This is a genomic window from Psychrobacter sp. KH172YL61 (assembly GCF_007182895.1).
In the GTDB taxonomy this organism is placed as follows: domain Bacteria; phylum Pseudomonadota; class Gammaproteobacteria; order Pseudomonadales; family Moraxellaceae; genus Psychrobacter; species Psychrobacter pacificensis.
Genome location: NZ_AP019516.1, coordinates 862,361 through 878,560 on the forward strand (window position 1 = coordinate 862,361; position 16,200 = coordinate 878,560).

Annotated in this window: 18 protein-coding genes and 6 pseudogenes; 14 read left to right on the plus strand and 10 right to left on the minus strand. The window is 42.5% G+C overall.

The window, feature by feature from the left end; translation table 11 throughout:
- Positions 1 to 220: 220 nt before the first annotated feature.
- Genes PKHYL_RS04545 through PKHYL_RS04565 form a run of 5 tightly spaced genes read left to right on the plus strand, consistent with a single transcriptional unit; the run spans position 221 to position 3,543 of the window.
- Complete coding sequence (locus PKHYL_RS04545; RefSeq protein ID WP_240366101.1) at positions 221 to 373, plus strand: hypothetical protein; 153 nt, start codon at positions 221 to 223, stop codon at positions 371 to 373.
- Positions 345 to 1,382: a cache domain-containing protein gene (locus PKHYL_RS04550; RefSeq protein WP_240366102.1), complete on the plus strand. Its 1,038-nt coding sequence runs from the start codon at positions 345 to 347 to the stop codon at positions 1,380 to 1,382. The genes PKHYL_RS04545 and PKHYL_RS04550 overlap by 29 nt, the downstream gene beginning before the upstream one ends.
- Before the next feature lie 8 nt (positions 1,383 to 1,390).
- A complete protein-coding gene (locus PKHYL_RS04555; RefSeq protein WP_240366103.1) occupies positions 1,391 to 1,840 on the plus strand; it encodes a hypothetical protein in 450 nt (149 codons plus the stop codon).
- Positions 1,741 to 2,577 carry a sensor histidine kinase gene (locus PKHYL_RS04560; RefSeq protein WP_240366104.1) on the plus strand — a complete coding sequence of 279 codons (837 nt, stop codon included), beginning with the start codon at positions 1,741 to 1,743 and terminating at the stop codon, positions 2,575 to 2,577. Before PKHYL_RS04555 ends, PKHYL_RS04560 begins: the two co-directional genes overlap by 100 nt.
- Positions 2,578 to 2,610: 33 nt before the next feature.
- A complete protein-coding gene (locus tag PKHYL_RS04565) occupies positions 2,611 to 3,543 on the plus strand; it encodes a response regulator (RefSeq protein WP_071002039.1) in 933 nt (310 codons plus the stop codon).
- Positions 3,544 to 3,666: 123 nt separating this feature from the next.
- Here PKHYL_RS04565 and PKHYL_RS04570 read toward each other — a convergent pair whose 3' ends face one another.
- A complete protein-coding gene (locus PKHYL_RS04570) occupies positions 3,667 to 3,948 on the minus strand; it encodes a TSUP family transporter (RefSeq protein ID WP_240366105.1) in 282 nt (93 codons plus the stop codon).
- 73 nt (positions 3,949 to 4,021) lie between these two features.
- Here PKHYL_RS04570 and PKHYL_RS04575 point away from each other — a divergent pair.
- A pseudogene (locus PKHYL_RS04575) lies at positions 4,022 to 4,237 on the plus strand (GntR family transcriptional regulator); the annotation flags it as partial.
- Between the two features lie 151 nt (positions 4,238 to 4,388).
- Here PKHYL_RS04575 and PKHYL_RS04580 read toward each other — a convergent pair.
- Complete coding sequence (locus PKHYL_RS04580; RefSeq protein ID WP_071002038.1) at positions 4,389 to 5,084, minus strand: hypothetical protein; 696 nt, start codon at positions 5,082 to 5,084, stop codon at positions 4,389 to 4,391.
- 179 nt (positions 5,085 to 5,263) lie between these two features.
- Positions 5,264 to 5,524 (minus strand): annotated as a pseudogene (locus PKHYL_RS04585) (GntP family permease); the annotation flags it as partial.
- 540 nt (positions 5,525 to 6,064) lie between these two features.
- Between PKHYL_RS04585 and PKHYL_RS18545 the strand changes: the two are divergent.
- The 4 genes and pseudogenes from PKHYL_RS18545 (at position 6,065) to PKHYL_RS04595 (ending at position 8,720) form a co-directional block, all read left to right on the plus strand.
- Positions 6,065 to 6,190, plus strand: a complete 126-nt coding sequence (locus PKHYL_RS18545; protein WP_442966116.1) for a helix-turn-helix domain-containing protein — start codon at positions 6,065 to 6,067, stop codon at positions 6,188 to 6,190.
- Positions 6,191 to 6,291: 101 nt separating this feature from the next.
- Positions 6,292 to 6,666: a LysR substrate-binding domain-containing protein gene (locus tag PKHYL_RS17165; RefSeq protein ID WP_442966144.1), complete on the plus strand. Its 375-nt coding sequence runs from the start codon at positions 6,292 to 6,294 to the stop codon at positions 6,664 to 6,666.
- Positions 6,663 to 6,926 carry a LysR substrate-binding domain-containing protein gene (locus tag PKHYL_RS17170; RefSeq protein ID WP_269778311.1) on the plus strand — a complete coding sequence of 88 codons (264 nt, stop codon included), beginning with the start codon at positions 6,663 to 6,665 and terminating at the stop codon, positions 6,924 to 6,926. Before PKHYL_RS17165 ends, PKHYL_RS17170 begins: the two co-directional genes overlap by 4 nt.
- 369 nt (positions 6,927 to 7,295) lie before the next feature.
- Positions 7,296 to 8,720, plus strand: a pseudogene (locus PKHYL_RS04595) (aspartate ammonia-lyase).
- A gap of 72 nt (positions 8,721 to 8,792) precedes the next feature.
- On the opposite strand, the gene PKHYL_RS17175 reads toward PKHYL_RS04595, so the two are convergent.
- The 6 genes and pseudogenes from PKHYL_RS17175 to PKHYL_RS04615 all read right to left on the minus strand — a co-directional run bounded on the left by PKHYL_RS17175 (position 8,793) and on the right by PKHYL_RS04615 (position 11,862).
- Positions 8,793 to 9,290, minus strand: coding sequence for a hypothetical protein (locus tag PKHYL_RS17175; protein ID WP_269778250.1), 498 nt, complete (start codon positions 9,288 to 9,290; stop codon positions 8,793 to 8,795).
- A 35-nt stretch (positions 9,291 to 9,325) separates the two neighbouring features.
- A complete protein-coding gene (locus tag PKHYL_RS17180; protein WP_269778251.1) occupies positions 9,326 to 9,496 on the minus strand; it encodes a hypothetical protein in 171 nt (56 codons plus the stop codon).
- Complete coding sequence (locus PKHYL_RS17185) at positions 9,493 to 9,840, minus strand: S4 domain-containing protein (RefSeq protein ID WP_269778252.1); 348 nt, start codon at positions 9,838 to 9,840, stop codon at positions 9,493 to 9,495. Before PKHYL_RS17185 ends, PKHYL_RS17180 begins: the two co-directional genes overlap by 4 nt.
- A 111-nt stretch (positions 9,841 to 9,951) precedes the next feature.
- Positions 9,952 to 10,230, minus strand: a complete 279-nt coding sequence (locus PKHYL_RS04605; protein WP_240366106.1) for a peptidylprolyl isomerase — start codon at positions 10,228 to 10,230, stop codon at positions 9,952 to 9,954.
- 174 nt (positions 10,231 to 10,404) lie between these two features.
- A pseudogene (locus PKHYL_RS04610) lies at positions 10,405 to 11,260 on the minus strand (patatin-like phospholipase family protein).
- Between the two features lie 146 nt (positions 11,261 to 11,406).
- A complete protein-coding gene (locus tag PKHYL_RS04615; RefSeq protein ID WP_240366107.1) occupies positions 11,407 to 11,862 on the minus strand; it encodes a DDE-type integrase/transposase/recombinase in 456 nt (151 codons plus the stop codon).
- A 901-nt stretch (positions 11,863 to 12,763) separates the two neighbouring features.
- On the opposite strand from PKHYL_RS04615, the gene PKHYL_RS04620 reads away from it, so the two are divergent.
- Entirely contained in the window at positions 12,764 to 13,927 is a 1,164-nt protein-coding gene (locus PKHYL_RS04620; RefSeq protein ID WP_025645663.1) for a zinc-dependent alcohol dehydrogenase, read from the plus strand.
- A 213-nt stretch (positions 13,928 to 14,140) separates the two neighbouring features.
- On the opposite strand, the gene PKHYL_RS04625 is transcribed toward PKHYL_RS04620, so the two are convergent.
- Positions 14,141 to 14,341 carry a hypothetical protein gene (locus PKHYL_RS04625; protein WP_222436693.1) on the minus strand — a complete coding sequence of 67 codons (201 nt, stop codon included), beginning with the start codon at positions 14,339 to 14,341 and terminating at the stop codon, positions 14,141 to 14,143.
- A gap of 128 nt (positions 14,342 to 14,469) precedes the next feature.
- Between PKHYL_RS04625 and PKHYL_RS04630 the strand changes: the two are divergent.
- The 3 genes and pseudogenes from PKHYL_RS04630 to PKHYL_RS04635 all read left to right on the plus strand — a co-directional run.
- Positions 14,470 to 15,065: pseudogene (locus tag PKHYL_RS04630) on the plus strand (recombinase family protein).
- Between the two features lie 167 nt (positions 15,066 to 15,232).
- On the plus strand, positions 15,233 to 15,364 hold the full coding sequence (locus tag PKHYL_RS17190; protein ID WP_267448022.1) for a hypothetical protein: 132 nt from the start codon (positions 15,233 to 15,235) through the stop codon (positions 15,362 to 15,364).
- Positions 15,357 to 16,170, plus strand: a pseudogene (locus tag PKHYL_RS04635) (IS3 family transposase); the annotation flags it as partial. The gene PKHYL_RS17190 and the pseudogene PKHYL_RS04635, both read left to right, overlap by 8 nt.
- Positions 16,171 to 16,200 lie beyond the last annotated feature (30 nt).

Consider the following 16,200-nt stretch of genomic DNA (forward strand, 5'->3'; position numbering starts at 1 on the left):
TATCTGTCAGGGTCTTATTTTGACTCCTCATTCCCTTTGTGTGCTATCACCGGTTTTTAAATTAATCCGCCTCTATCAACTTGTATTTTTTTTGTCATCATATGTTCATAAATGAGCCGTATTCTTATGCCCATTATAAATAGTTGCTGTGTGTCACAGAGATTGATATCCATTAAGAGATTCATTGATAGCAGTTGATGCGTAGATAAAAGGTGTGTGTATGAGCGTTGCTGGCAGGCTTGGTAGTATCTCTACCCGTATGCTGATTATTTTAGCGTTGGCTTTTTTGCTGATTATCCTCATGGTGTACTTGGTCATTGGAAACCCAAGGCAAGCCGCGCATTATGGAGATGACATCAGAGACTGTGGTTGAAACAGGTAACGAAGTCATCAACAGTATCATGGTGAGTATCAACCATGTCGATGGGCTGGCAAAAGCAAGCAGTACGATGGCGGGCGGTCTACCTAAAGAGGATGCACTTTACCAAGAAACCTTTGGCAATCTCATGCAACAAATGGATCAAAGAATCGTGGGTGGCGGGGTATGGTTTGACCCAAATATGTATGCCCAAGGTCAAGAGCGTCAGTCGTTTGTATGGGCGCGCGATGAGACAGGCAGCATGCAGTCAGTGACGCGCTATGACCAAGTAAGTCAAACGCCCAATGCTTATTATCGAGACTGGTGGTATATTCCAGCGTTGTACGCCAATCATGATCACTGCGTCTGGAGTCGGGCATACATCGATCCCACCAGCAATCAGCCGATGATGACTTGTGCTAAAGCATTGTACAACAGTACTAATCAAGCGTTTGATGGCGTGGTGAGTTTTAACTTATTATTGGACAATCTTGATGCCGCCATGAAGAGGTGGCAAGAAAAAATAGGCGGCTATGTCTTTTTGGTTGACTTGGACAATCGATTCCTAACTTTTCCTGATCAGTCGCTCGTCACTCAAACCACCGCCAACAATCCACAAGGTGAGATGATGAACGCCAGTCAGTTGGCGGCTATCAATCCGAGTTTTGCGCCTATCGCGGACAGTTTGGGTCGCATTAACGATACGCTCATTGATGATGCTACTGCCAAAGATGAAAGCCGTTTTACCTTGGCGGCGCGTAGTATTTTGAGTACGACCAATCTGGGCAAAATAAGTGAGCAAGAGTCTGAGCTACTCTCGGCGTTGCTGTTATTAAATATCGATCAAACTTTCAATTTAGTCGACAGCCATCTGGTCGATACCATCGACGTACCCAATGATTTTGTCTTGCAGCAGCCAGCCACAGCCTTCGTCTTTCGCATGCCATTTACTTACTGGAAAATGGTGATCGTCAAACCAATAGTGATCTGCTCAGTGTTGCCAATGCGCTATCGAACCAGCTGATTCAAGCCATGCTACTGGGCTTTATCCCTATTTTATTATTAACGGCATGGGTGTTCCGTCAGTATTTTACTCGTCCATTACAACGTATGTCGCTTTTGGTGGCTGAGATGGGCGCTTTGATTGAACAAAAACAATATCAGAAACTGCTCGCACATAAGCTGCCCAGCTCAAGCGTGAGCGAAATTCAGATCATCAGTGAGCAGACCAACCAACTGATTGATCGTGTCGTCGAAAACGAAGGCGCGCTTGCCGAGATCAACGTCCATCTAGAAAAACAAGTTGCTGCCCGTACCCAAGATCTACAGCAAGCGATGGATGAGCTAAAAGCCTCACAAGTACAATTAGTGCGCTCCGAAAAATGGCAACCTTGGGTCAAATGGTGGCAGGCGTGGCGCACGAGGTCAACACACCACTGGGCTATGTACGCAGTAATATCGAACTGGTCGGTGATAACTTGACGCGTTTCGATGAGCTGATCAGCCAGACTGACCAGCTATTGCAGGCGCTAAAAGACTCTAGTGCTGACCAAGCGCAAGTAGCACAATTGACGGCTCAAACTCTACAATGCTGTGAAGAGATCAAAGAAGATGAAGTCAGTGAGGACTTGGCCGATTTGATCAAAGACAGCTTGTACGGGGTCGATCAGATAGCTGAGTTGGTGGTAAGTTTGCGCGACTTTTCTAGAATTGATGAATCAAAAGTAAAAGACGTCGATATCAATGACTGTATCACCACCTCGCTGGTCATGGCGCGCAATAACCTCAAAACCCTAGATATTACGACCAACCTAGCGACACTGCCGCTGACTCAATGTAACCCCTCGCAAATCAATCAAGTGCTATTAAATTTATTCAATAATGCCGCTCAAGCCATAGCGCCTGATCAAAAAGGCGAGTTGCATATCACATCAGCTGTCGATGAGACGCAGTCGCAGGTAGTGGTGCAGGTCACAGATAATGGTATCGGTATCAACGAGCAGGCTTTAGAGCGTATCTTTGAGCCGTTTTTTACCACCAAAAAAGCAGGCGATGGAACGGGTTTAGGGCTGGCGATCAGCACGCAAATTATTGAGCAGCATGGCGGCAGTATTGCAGCGAGCTCAATCGTCGGCGAGGGCACAACTTTTACCATTATGCTGCCAATACAGTCAAAAACTTATGAAAATAAACCCTCCAAAGCCTTATTTGAAGGTTGAAATACTTCTCACCACTCACCTAAAGAGAGCCTCATGCAAAAACCAAAAATTGCCTTTATCGATGATGAGCCGCGCATTTTACGCAGTCTAAAAATGCATTTTCGCCAGTCGCACGATGTATTTACCACCACCGATGCCACTGAGCTTATGAAATATGTCAGCGAGCACGATGTACAAGTGGTCATCAGTGACCAACGTATGCCTGATAAGCAAGGGACGGAAGTCTTGCGTGATATTAAAGAAGCGTCACCCAATACCATTCGTATCTTGCTAACAGGCTATGCGGATCTCAATGCGGTGATTGACTCGGTCAATGACGGAGAGATTTACCGTTATATCACCAAGCCTTGGCAAAATGATGAGCTCAAAAAGATCGTAAATAAAGCCACAGAGATTGCTCAGCAAACGCAAGATATTACCCAAAATATGAAGCAAGGTGATGAATCTCAGAGTTTTATGAATGCTAGTAGCAAAAGGAATATACTGGTATTAGATGATGATGAGAGTATTTATCAAGAAATAAAAAATCAGTTTAAAAGTACTTATACAGTGAGCTGGGCAAGCAACCTCGAGCAGGCTGCGAAGTTACTACAAAAAAAGAAGTTTGGTGTCACCATCACGGATGCGACGCTCAACGAAGAAAATATTACTCCTATTGTCTACGCTCTAAAAAATATCCAGCCCGATCTGATGGTGCTGATGTTGACTGAATTTAAAGACGCTCACATGGTGATTGATCTCATCAATAAAGGGCAGGTATATCGCTGTCTGCCACGTCCTACCAACTTCTCTATTATGAGTATCAGTCTGGACCGCGCGTTTGAGCATCACGAAAGACTGGTACAGCAGCCGATATTAGCAACGCGTCATCATGTTGAAGAAGTACCAGAAGCTGAGACTTTTAATTTTTCTGAAAGATTGAAGGGTTTCTTTGCCAAGTTTAGAGGCTGGCGCATGATGATGTAAAGTATTCTGATTAAGATGCTATATCAAGTCAGCATATGATTGAGCATTATCTTTAATAAAGAATAAATAGCCGTATTTATAAGAATTTGCGTGACATAATTACGGTATCGAGTGATAGGCTTATTAAAACAGTACGTTTATGTTTCTTATAATCATTATTAGACCACTCATCACCATTAGTATCAGCAGCATTATTCTAAACTGACTAATACTGATGCCAGCCAAAAAGTGTTTGCCAATGACGTTGCCAATAACGGCACCCAGTCCTAATACCAGACCATACACACAGATCTTGACTGTGAGTATGCCAAAAAAGGCGTAGCTGACGACTTGCACAATACCGACAAAAAAAGAATTCGCCGTTTTGGTCGCAATAAGATTCTCTTTTTCTAGACCTGCGTTCATATAAAAGGGTTAAGAATGGGACCTAGGCCACCCACCAACGTGCTCATAAAGGCAATGAAAAAGCCCACAGGATCCTTTTTATTACAAAAAGTGCGGTCAGTTTGTCTCATCTGCCGTAGAAATGCTGTTTTTTATCTCCAATCATATAGACCCTTATCTGGACAATACCGAACAAGAAAACTTGGTAAAAGTATGCCGCGTTGCTAAAAACCTAGAAGGGGACCCTATCGAATATAGAGAATCTTATGGATTGGCAGAAAAATTTAGTTATGAGGTCAATATTATTTAACCATTGGCCATTTCACCATTAGCGAGGGCAGTGGTTAAGTTATGCTCAATAAGCTATAAAAAGGAGCTGATAATTCAGCTCCTTTTTTCATACTTTTATCACCTGACTCTATGAACGACCAATGAAAGAAATGGTTGATACATAGAACTGCTTACTGGCTGTTAAACGTAATCGTCTGTCCGCCATTACCAGCTGGCGGTACGATAGTGACTTTGCTCGCAAGTATGTCGCCTTTGGCATTGATTTTGTAGCATTCTTTTGAGCTGCCTTCAGAGGTGCCACCAGCAAGCATGTTGTCTGAGGTTTCGATACAGAACCATGCGGTCTGATTGCTGTCTCGCGTTAGGGACCAGTTTTGGTTATAGGTGCCGATTTTTTGGCGCATACGACTGTCCGTATAGACATTTTCAGTAATCAATTTGTTTGAGTCGCCCACCGTCGCCATTTTGGGGATAGTGGTCGTTTGATTTGAGACTGAGTATTTGCCTGTGCTGTCTGTAAAACCGTGAAATACCAAAGGGTTCAAGGTGAAGTAATTGATAGCGACTGAATGGTTAGTGATTTGATTGTTCACTTTATTGATCGTGTTGATCTCAGTACCTTGTACCTTTTTATTATTGAAAACCATGTTGCCTTTAGGCGTGACTTGAATATCTGCTGAGGCCGTTTGATTGCCGATAGTGGCAACCAAATTTTCACTACGTTGTTTGGTATAGATATTGAGCATGGCGGTCTCAACAGGGTACTCGGTCACTATGTTGTTTGGGTTGGTGTTACCCATCGTTCCACCGCTCGCACAAGCGCTTAAGCCCAGTCCTGCGGCAATACATAATCCTAATGTTTTCATGATTTAATCCCTCAGTCTATGTGGATGAATGCTATTAGTAGCTACTGTAAGTAGCAGTTATTATAAGGAATATCTACTATAATCGAATTTTTTAGCAATGACATCTGCTAACCATCCTAGACCTTCTATTATTACATCACTATAACAACCAGTAATTTTCTAGTGCGTTAAGAATTGCGGGCGACGCTACAGGCGTAACCAGAATCTTCCATCAATTTGCCAAAAATAGCCCCCAAGATAAATAGGGGGAAGTATTTGACAGCAAAGCCGCCAAGACCTTGCATAAAGACTTCAGTATAGATCACCATCGTTTGGCTGCTCTGCCCACTTAATACCACTGCCAAGATAGCGAGTAGAGGTGCCAAAACTAAGACGCTCACGCCTCGATAGGCAAAATACATTAAGAGGGACAAAGACAACAAAATAGCAAAAATGCTCATGATTTTGATTTCCTTCCATGGAAAATAGGCGGTGAACTATAATGGTTGCGGCTCATTATTCTTCTTATAAAAAGACATTTTATAAAAGGTATTGATCCATCGATGAAAACGATGGGCTGTTTTTGTAATCTTTATTTGGGTGATAGAATTAGGCCTTTAACAGTCCATGCTTTTCATAGTGGTTTTTGGATGGTAACTCCTGCTCCACGAAAAATCTAATAGACGGTTGTTCATAATAGCTATCCTTAGCATGAACTCAATATCACCAGTCCAACGATGAAAAGAGTGATGAGAAAAGTATAGTGATAGGGTAATCACGTAGAGATAACGGCTTACTTAAATCAAACTTAGGTCAAATAAAATGATACATTATGTATCATTTTAAAATCTAACAGAGGAGTAAACAAAGGTCAACTAGTAGACCTTGAGAGTCACGGTACTGGTGTAATGGTCCATTTTTAATGAAGAGATACTAACCACTTTGAGATAAATTAGACCGTATTCAAATGTCAGACATAACTTATAAGTGTGGTGATATCAATGATAAGAGAGCTTAAAACCTTTGTGGCCGTTTGCGAGTTAGACAGCTTTGCTGCCGCTGCTCGGCACATCAACTTGACCCAGTCTGCGGTCAGCGCCCAAATAAAAACCCGGAAGACAATCTAGGGTTATCTTTATTTACCCGCTCTGCTCGTGCCATTACGCTCAATCCGCAAGGCACGCGCGTATTACCGATCGCCAAAGAGATTTTGGCGCTTTATTCAACAATGCAGTTGTCCACAGATACCGATATTGCCAGCTATTACGGGCAGCTTAGGATTGGCTCGATCAATTCCGTGCAAGTGGGTATCTTGCCAGAGGCACTAAAAGCGATTACGTTACTTGCCCCCTTAATGCAGACGGAAATTGTCCCCGGGCGTGCTGTAGAGTTATTTGAGAAACTAGAAGTTGGGGAGATAGATGCGGCAATTACCATACAGCCAGCATTTGCCTTGCCAAAAGATATTGTGACGCAGTCCATTATGACCGAACCCTACGTGCTCATTAGCCCTAAAAATGGCCCTTTCATAGCCTCAGACAAACGCTTGAGCAGCATCCTTTTATCCATTACACCTTACAGTCCTCAGCAGGCGCAAAGATAAACAAGTTCTTTAAACAACAGGACATCAAGGTAAATACGATCATGGAGATTAATGATCTGGATGCGATCGTTCGGATGGTGGAGTCGGGGCTGGGGGTGGCTTTGATTCCGTATGCTGGGCTATGGATTAGAAGTACGCCGCCCGTTCAAATTCACCATTTAGGGGATAACAGTTTGGTGCGCGAGGTTGTATTGGCATATCGTTATACCGATCGTCAGCAGCCACAAATCAATGCTCTAAAGCAGGTGTTGGGGCTGTAAGTGAGTCAAGAGTCTTATAAACCTTTGTCACTGAAGCTAGGTTTTTACTTTCGGCACGTATAATTAGCGATTAATCCACTTTTTCAACCAATAAGCTTTCTCATAAAATCTTTCTTGCCATATAAATTTTTTCCAAAAGAACTACTGTAAAAGTGCTCATTCTTTTTTATAGAACAACCTAATCTGTCATATTTTTTATTAAGCAGCAAAATTTTTGGGGCTGAGAGCGAAATATTTGCGTTTTTCTTGTACTAAATTCTCGGTTACGATGGCGCTCATATTGAGTAGCGCCAAGACAAAACACTTAACAGAGTCATTTTTGTCGGCCTACTTCTTAAATCTCTCTTATGTCTAAGAAGTTATAAAAATATGGAAAATACAGATAACCTTATCGATAATAAAGCCCATACTCGCATTGAAAAAGATTTATTGGGTGAGCAAGCCGTTCCTGCAACCGCACTATACGGAATCCAAACCCAACGCGCCGCGCAAAATTTTGATATTACTGGCATGCCAATTAGCCATTTTCCTGATTTGATCAAAGCACTGGCAATGGTGAAAGCGGCTGCTGCCAAAGCCAATTATCAACACGGTCTACTCAGTGAAGAGAAGCTTAGCGCCATCACTGATGCGTGTAGCGATCTGATACAAGGCGAGCATCATGAGCAGTTTATTGTTGATCTCATCCAAGGCGGGGCGGGCACGTCAACCAACATGAATGCCAATGAAGTGATTGCCAATATTGGCTTAAAAAAGATGGGGTTTGAGTATGGTCAGTATAGTCATCTCCATCCCAACAATGACGTCAATCGCTCTCAGTCGACCAATGATGTCTATCCAAGCGCGGCACGTTTGGCGATGGTATTTGCGGCAAAACCACTGCAATAGGCCATTATCAAGCTACAAAACAGCTTAGCTATCAAAGGTAAAGAATTTAGCAGCATTCTAAAAATGGGTCGTACTCAATTGCAAGACGCAGTACCGATGACGTTGGGGCAAGAGTTTAACGCTTTCGCCAGTGATCTAGGCAGTGAAACGGCGCGAATCGAAGATGCTTGTTTACAGTTATGTGAGTTGAACTTGGGCGGTACGGCGATTGGTACGGGCATCAATGCGCCCAAAGGTTATGCCCGCTTAGCGATTAGTGAGCTCGCGGATATCAGTGGTCTGCCAGTGACGCTCTCTGAGGATTTGATCGCCGCCAGTGCCGATATGGGTGCGTTTATTACGTTTTCGAGTGCGCTCAAACGCCTAGCTATTAAGCTGTCTAAATTGAGCAACGATTTACGTCTACTGTCGAGTGGACCGCGTACGGGCTTGGGCGAGATTAACTTGCCAGCGATGCAACCTGGCTCGTCTATTATACCGGGTAAAGTCAATCCTGTGATTCCTGAGGCCATGAACCAAGCTGCGTTTCAGGTAATGGGGACGGACATGACGATTACCATGGCAGCAGAAGCAGGGCAACTGCAGCTCAATGCAATGGAGCCGCTGATTGTTTATAACCTACTAAACAATGCGCGCCTGTTAGAAAAATCGATTCGTATGCTCGATGGGCGCTGTATTCAAGGTATAACCGCCAATAAAGCTCGCTGTGCGCAGCATGTCGAAAACAGTATCGGTATCGTGACAGCACTGGTACCACATATCGGTTATGAAAATGCCAGTCGTATCGCAGGAAATGCGTTGCTGAGTGGGTCAGGCGTGGCGGAGCTGGTCAAACAAGAAAAGCTGCTCAATGATGAGGAACTTGCAGCGATTTTATCACCTGACACGATGGTCAGTAGTATATAGATTTGTGCACATAAACTGGATTGAACAAAGAAAAAAAGAGCGATATCTATCAACGGATATCGCCCTAATTCTTTAAAGTGTCGTATCTTCATCGTTTTGATCACTATGACAGCGATGTGATGAAATTAGACAATTATTATCGCTTAGACCCTCGACCTTTTGAAGGACGTCTGCCGTTTGTGGCAGGTTTACCATTGCCTGCAGCATTCTTGCCACGACTGGCAGGACGCCCATCTCTACCTTTAGAACCTGCTGGTTTTCTGGCATCATCCTTGGCGTACTTATTGCGCCCCTTTGCAGCACCTGCTGATTTTGCAGAGGATTTTGACTTTGATTGAGCGTCAGTATGCGGTTTTTTCGTGGTGCATTGCGCGATTTTTTGCCCGAATGATTGTCTTGCGACGAGGATTTTTCGACAGCTTTAAGCAGGACAGACAGCTCTGTTGGTGTCAGGTCTCGCCAGTCGCCGACAGGAAGCCCCTTAAGGCTTACATTCATAATCCGCGTACGCTCAAGCTTGACGACCTCATAACCAAAATGCTCACACATACGGCGGATTTGACGGTTCAAACCTTGAATGAGTGTGATGTTAAAGACGTTGGGTGCTACCTTAGTAACGGGACATTTTTTGTCATCTTGCCCAGCATTGGCACGCCACTCGCCATACCCTCAATAAAGCTATCCGTGATTGGCTTATTTACTGTGACCAGATACTCTTTTTCGTGGTTATTGCCAGCACGCAATACTTTATTGACCAGATCACCATTATTGGTCAAAAAATTAATCCTTGAGAGTCTTTGTCCAAACGCCCAATCGGAAAGATACGTACCGAGTGTCTCACAAAATCGACAATGTTGTTTTTTTCAGAGCTTTCCGTGGTGCTGACAATGCCCACTGGCTTATTTAAGGCAATAAAAATAAAATCATCAGGCTCGCGTGGCTCAATCAGCTGTCCGTTGACTTTTACTACGTCTCCAGCAGCCACTTGATCACCCACCGATGCACGCTTGCCATTGATGTATACATTACCTTGTTCAACAAAGCGGTCAGCATCGCGTCTGGAACAAATCCCACTTTCGCTGATGTATTTATTGAGACGAGTCGAGGAATTGTTATACATAAAGCACCGTTTTACCTGATAAAAAGCTTTTTTGCTAAGAAAAAAGCCTAAATTGAATGGTTCAGTCGTCTTGTCATTAAAGCGGCGACTTGCGTTTTTACAGTCTAACGCTTACGTTCTGTAAAGCACTTTGACCACATGCCAGCCAAATTTGGTTTTTACCAAATGAGGGGTGAAAAGCTCACCGTTGAAGCAGATTTTATCAAAAGGTCCTACCATTTGGCCTTTTTTGAACTCACCTAAATGACCGCCTTTTTTGCCTGATGGACAGGTTGAGGTATCGTTTGGCCAGCACATCAAATGCTGCGCCTTTTTGAGCTTGGCCATAATATCTTCTGCCAACTCTTTTTGTTTGACTAAAATGTGCAATGCGCTAGCGGTACGAGCCATCGTATAAACCTTTCATAGAGTATCAATTATCGGGTCATTATATCATTACTTATCTTATTTTAGCTTAGTTACTAACCTTTGTGATTCAAAGGTTATCTAAGATTATTTAAGCCAATTTCTTATATTTGAAGCCCGTGTTTTCTATTTAATATCTCTTCTTTACAAAATAAAAGGTTAAAGCTGATGCCAATCTTCAATCGCCTTGTGTCCAATTTCTAGTCCCACATCATAGCTATAACGGATTTTTGGCTTTATTTTTGGACAATCGACTCGCCATGTTTTTTTAAGTCGGGTGGACAAATCTCTAAAATTTTCTGTGATGATGGCGTCTGTAAAAATTGTACCGAGTCGTTGTAGCGTTGGGTTCGCGTCAACAAGCTTTGGGCAAAACCATATCGTTGCTTAGTATAATATTTAGCCAATAGCTGATCGCCTTTACTGCTTGCTTTAGCGTAGTTTTGCGGGCGAGTACGTATGACCATGAGCTTATCAATACTCTCTTGCCCAGCCGCCCACTGTACGGGCAAAGCATCTGCCACACCACCATCAAAATAAGGCTCACCAAATATCTCGACCGCTTGGCGGGTCAGCACTGGGATAGAGCTTGATGCCCTTAATCCATCCAAAATATTGTCTTTAGCCGCTTTGATGTAGGTTGCTTGTCCTGAAATAGCATGTGTTAACACCATGTAAAATTCAGCATGATTGGCAAATAACTGTGCCTGATCCAGTGGATATTCTTGCTCCACTATATCCCACATCCACTTTAGATCCAGTAAGTCACCGCCTCTAAGGAAACGGCCATAATGAATAAATTCAGATCGAAGGGAATGATCCAAGTAAATATGCAGGGTGCGGCCTTGTTGTGCGGCCAAATAGTTAGCAACGTTAGTTGAACCTGAAGAGACGCCCACACACAGATCAAAAGGATTGAATTGTTGTTGTAAAAGGCGTCTAAGAAACCGCTGCTAAATGCGCCACGCATGCCGCCGCCTTCAACTACCAGTGCTTGTCTATGTTGTTTAAGCATTGAAAACCTCGAATGACGCTCGCAAAGTATACCTATAAGTACACAAAACGAGGGGATAAAAATGTTTATAAATATAGTCGATACTAGGGAAATATACTTTTAAGCCGTTCTAAATCTATTTCTTGGATATAGACTGTAGTGGTCAACTAATTTAGGAAACCTAATAAGAGGTTTTGATTAAAGTAGCGTCTCTCTGTCTCTAATGGTGTTAGCGAGTTGTTGAAGCTGTGCGGTCTCACAGCTTGATAATAGCCCCAAATATAGTTAGTGATAGCACTTGATGCTTCAGCAATCTCTTCGTAGCCGCCCTTTAGCATCCACTGCGTCTTAAAGCTTCTAAAGAAGCGTTCAGTTGGGGCGTTATCCCAACAATTTCCCTTTCGGCTCATACTTTGAACCATGCCATGACAACTTGCGACTGACTCAGCGAATTTCTGACTGGTATAATGCGTGCCTTGATCAGAGTGAAACAGCACTCCATTAGGCTTGAGTCTAGTCTGATACGCCATCTGTAGCGCTTTGGCAGTCAAAAAGCTATCAGGAGAGTCTGAGACACTAAAGCCCACCACGCGCCGTGCAAACAGGTCTAGAACGACAGCCAAGTAACACCAACCGCCTTTGATACCGACATAGGTTCATCACCTGTCCAGACTTGATTAGGCGCTTTTGGGCTAAAGTTGCGATCTAAGATATTGTCATGGGTTTTGTGTTCTTGATCAGCTTGCTGTTATTTATGCGTCTTGAGCTGACAGCTCATTAGTCCCATGCCTTTCATAAACTTAGACGCTAGGTAGCGCGTCAACCGAATCCATGTTCATTCCACAGTATGGCGATAATGGTACGAGCGCCAGCCGATTGCTTTGAATCGTTGAATATCTGGCGTATCAGGGCTTTTAACTTAACGAGTTTATATCTATAGGCTTAGATCGTATACCATATAGTTAGATTACTATAAAATCGATACAATAAGATTCAACGTTATTTTTCGCAGCCTCTGGAGACGCAGTCACAGCAAGCAAGAAAAGTAGCGTTGAATCGAGCGCGTTTCCCCTATGCTGTATCAATTTTATTGAGGTTCTACTATAACTTGAATTCTCGGGTATATGCGCGGCGTTTGGTCGTCATACTAATTATCCTCTTTGGGGTAGTATAACCTCTTAAACATGGGCCGATTTAATTATGCCACTACAAGATCTTGGCGGTCATAAAAGTTGCCCAACGCTTATAATTATTATCCGTTCTCGACTCAGGGTTATAAGGAATGGCGATGTATGTTTGAATTTTATTAGTGTCCTAAATTAGTTCACCACTACAATTTTTTACTTACAACACGCAACCTTTTTAACACACGTTGATTATAAATCTTTTTTTTTAAGGTGCTAATATAATTGAGCAATACTTAACTTATATAACATAAACCATTGATTCTAATGACTTTCACTTTGTATTATCACAGATTATTGTTTATCGAGATTTTGCAAGCTTTACTTAACTGGAGAAATTATGCGTGCTTTAACTTACCACGGTGCTAAAGATGTGCGAGTGGACAATGTCCCAGAACCTAAACTGCAAGAAAAAGATGATGTTATTTTACGTGTGACTGCAACTGCAATTTGTGGCTCAGATTTACACTTATATCGTGGCAAAATGCCTGCAACCGAGGAAGGCGATATCTTCGGTCATGAGTTTATGGGTGTGGTTGAAGAAGTAGGCTCTGAAGTCACTGCTGTTAAAAAAGGCGATAGAGTTGTTATTCCTTTTGTTATTGCATGTGGTAACTGCTTTTTCTGTCAGCATGACCTAATGTCCGCTTGTGAGACTACAAATACAGGCCCAGGCGCTGCTATTAATAAAAAAATAATTCCGCCACCGGCTGCTTTATTTGGTTTTAGCCATTTATATGGTGGGATTCCTGGTGGACAAGCAGAATTTGTACGGGTTCCTAAAGGTAATTTTAATCCGTTCAAAGTAAATGGCTCACTGTCAGATGAGAAGGTTTTATTTTTATCAGATATTTTACCAACTGCTTGGCAGGCCGTGACTAATGCCAATATTACTAAAGGTTCAACCGTAGCTATTTATGGTGCGGGTCCTGTGGGGTTGTTATCAGCCGCTTGTGCCAAAATGTTAGGCGCTGAGCAGATCTTCGTGGTAGATCATAATGACTATCGTTTGCAGTATGCCAAAGATACGTACGGGGCTATTCCGGTTAATTTCGATAAGGTAGATGCTGCTGAATTCATCATTGAACAGACCAAAGGACATCGCGGCGTTGACGGCGTTATTGATGCGATTGGCTTTGAAGCCAAGGGCAGTATGCTAGAAACAATAATGACCAATTTGAAAATTGAAGGGTCAAGTGGTGCAGCTTTACGTCAATGTATTGCAGCTGTGCGTCGTGGCGGGGTCGTTAGTGTTCCTGGTGTGTATGCAGGACCCATTCATGGTTTCTTATTTGGTGACGCTTTTGATAAAGGGCTTACTTTCAAAATGGGCCAAACCCATGTACATAAGTATTTACCACAATTATTAGAGTATATTGAAAATGGTGATTTATCACCTGAAGCTATTATTACTCACCGTATGAATTTGTCTGACGCTGCTAAAGGTTATGAAATTTTCGAAAAGCGTGAAGAAGAATGTCGTAAAGTCATTTTAACTCCTTAATTTTTCAAATTTACCCTTTACTTTTAACATTTAAAGGTTAGGTCATAGCTGCTTTAGCGAGATTGTCTTAAATAATGGTTATCGCTAAAGCAGCTAGTAAAAAAATCTTTGACTTGCTTTTCTCTGCACACGGCAAAAAAATCATCCCCCAACCGATTTTCATGGGTTTAGGGATTAAAAAAACTAACTAACTGTCTTAGATGGTCTTAAAGCTTAGAAGTGTAAAGCAAAATAAACTTTCTTATATTTATCGGGATCATCTTTATTAGCTACAAACCCTTTGCTAACCAACTTTACCGAGTTAAATGTTTCACCTTCATCATTAGTTATCATAACAATCAAGTTTTGATCCCCAAAACTTTGGAGTTCTTTAGTCAGCTCTTTAATTGTCTTAGTTCTATCTTCCCATTGCACTACACCCAAAACATAAAACCTCTAAACGATAACCTATCTATCATTTGACTTTTTGATATTAAATGATAGTAATATCTTGCTATTATCAATGAACATCAATTATTAAGTCTAAGTAATAGAGGGGCATTATGTCCGTTCGTATTTATGTGAGAGCCAGCACTAAGGACCAAGACGCGACCAGAGCATTAATAGATTTGGTTGCCTTCAGTAGCCGCTATGGTGATAGCTATGTTGATTACGTTGAGCACTTCAGTGGTACAAAGCTCGATAGACCAGTATTAGCTAAGTTGCTAAAGGACGCCGAGCAAGGCGATATTTTATTGGTTGAAAGCGTGGATAGGTTAAGCAGGCTATCTCAAGATGATTTTGCGATTCTAAAGCAGCGTATTAAAGATAAGGGTTTACGATTGGTGGTGGCTGATCTACCAACCACTCATACGATGAGTGACGGTATGACAGGTGAGATCCTAAAAGTGATTAACGATATGCTGATCGATTTATTAGCGACCATGGCAAAGCTTGATAATGACAAGCGTAGAGAGCGCATTAAACAAGGATTGGCCAACAGTGGCTATAAACCCACTGGTAAGAAAGCCAATACCGCAAAACACAATCGTATTAAAGCATTGGCCAGTCAAAACAATATGACAAAGAAGAGATCGCTAAGGCGGTTGGTGTTGGCGTAGCTACCGTTTATCGTGTCTTAAAGCAGGTTAATAGCTGAGGTGTTTTAAATATCGACTCAACGTGACCTTTGGGCTTTATCTAAAGGCATCACAACGTCATATAAAAATCGTTTTAATGCAGTAAGGCGTGATAATAATCATTATATTGCATTCATAATTGTTTTTACGCAAAATGGCTTATCTATAATCGATTGAGCCACACATAATGAATACCCCTATCTCAGATCCTATTGGCGCAGCATGGCTTGTCCGTTATGCCAGCATCGAGCTGGTTTCCCTTTTATATGTCAGCAGTAGTATCGGTGGACGCAGACAAACCTATCTATTAGCGTGCTAAAGACTTGGAGAGCTACCCTGAAAAACGCTCACTGCGTAGTCAGCATGACGATTTCTACCTTAATGAGACTAAACGTATTTGGCAGGACAGCAAATGCCGTTACGGTGCGTGTAAAGTCTGGCAGCAGATGAAAGCTGACGAGTTAAAGGTTGCTCGGTGTACCGTAGAGCGATTAATGAAGCAGTATGGCCTACAAGGCGTTTGGCGTGGCAAGGCAAGATTACCAACAACAGCCTTGACGACCAAAAGCGCGCTGATGACTTAGTCAATCGCAACTTTAGCGCTTATCGTCTTAACTAGTTGTGGGTTGCTGACTTTACTTATATCAAAACAACGTGCGGCTGGGTCTATACCGCCTTTATCATTGATGTGTTTGCCCGCGCTATTGTGGGCTGGAAAGTCTCTAATCGTATGAATACTGATATGGTAATGGCGGCATTGAACCAAGCAATAGCAGATAGAAACCATCCCAAAGATATCATTCATCATAGTGATCGCGGGACTCAGTACTTATCCATTCTCTATACTTCTAGGATGACGGATTCTGGCGTCATTGCCTCTGTTGGTACCAAAGGTGATTCATACGACAATGCGTTGGCTGAAAAGGTTAACGGGCTGTATAAAACCGAGGTGATTCATTATTTAAAGCAAAACTGGACTGGTGGGAACGATGTTGAACTGGCAACCCTTGAATGGGTCGATTGGTTTAACAAAACCCGTTTGCATAGTAAAATGGGTTATGTGTCGCCTTTTAGTTTGAGAGACGATACTATGATAGTCTTAGTGAGTCAGACAAAGCTGACTGACTCAAGCAATCCCTCTCCGATATAGTCGGG

Bases quoted from the DNA above. Each gene is read 5' to 3' on its own strand.
- PKHYL_RS04555 (WP_240366103.1), top strand. From the start codon at position 1,391: ATGCTACTGGGCTTTATCCCTATTTTATTATTAACGGCATGGGTGTTC.
- PKHYL_RS04545 (WP_240366101.1), top strand. From the start codon at position 221: ATGAGCGTTGCTGGCAGGCTTGGTAGTATCTCTACCCGTATGCTGATT.
- PKHYL_RS18545 (WP_442966116.1), top strand. From the start codon at position 6,065: ATGATAAGAGAGCTTAAAACCTTTGTGGCCGTTTGCGAGTTAGACAGC.
- PKHYL_RS04550 (WP_240366102.1), top strand. From the start codon at position 345: ATGGAGATGACATCAGAGACTGTGGTTGAAACAGGTAACGAAGTCATC.
- PKHYL_RS17185 (WP_269778252.1), bottom strand. From the start codon at position 9,840: ATGTATAACAATTCCTCGACTCGTCTCAATAAATACATCAGCGAAAGT.
- PKHYL_RS04580 (WP_071002038.1), bottom strand. From the start codon at position 5,084: ATGAAAACATTAGGATTATGTATTGCCGCAGGACTGGGCTTAAGCGCT.
- PKHYL_RS04565 (WP_071002039.1), top strand. From the start codon at position 2,611: ATGCAAAAACCAAAAATTGCCTTTATCGATGATGAGCCGCGCATTTTA.
- PKHYL_RS04605 (WP_240366106.1), bottom strand. From the start codon at position 10,230: ATGGCTCGTACCGCTAGCGCATTGCACATTTTAGTCAAACAAAAAGAG.
- PKHYL_RS17190 (WP_267448022.1), top strand. From the start codon at position 15,233: ATGAATACCCCTATCTCAGATCCTATTGGCGCAGCATGGCTTGTCCGT.
- PKHYL_RS04620 (WP_025645663.1), top strand. From the start codon at position 12,764: ATGCGTGCTTTAACTTACCACGGTGCTAAAGATGTGCGAGTGGACAAT.
- PKHYL_RS17165 (WP_442966144.1), top strand. From the start codon at position 6,292: ATGCAGTTGTCCACAGATACCGATATTGCCAGCTATTACGGGCAGCTT.
- PKHYL_RS04570 (WP_240366105.1), bottom strand. From the start codon at position 3,948: ATGAACGCAGGTCTAGAAAAAGAGAATCTTATTGCGACCAAAACGGCG.
- PKHYL_RS04560 (WP_240366104.1), top strand. From the start codon at position 1,741: ATGGCAACCTTGGGTCAAATGGTGGCAGGCGTGGCGCACGAGGTCAAC.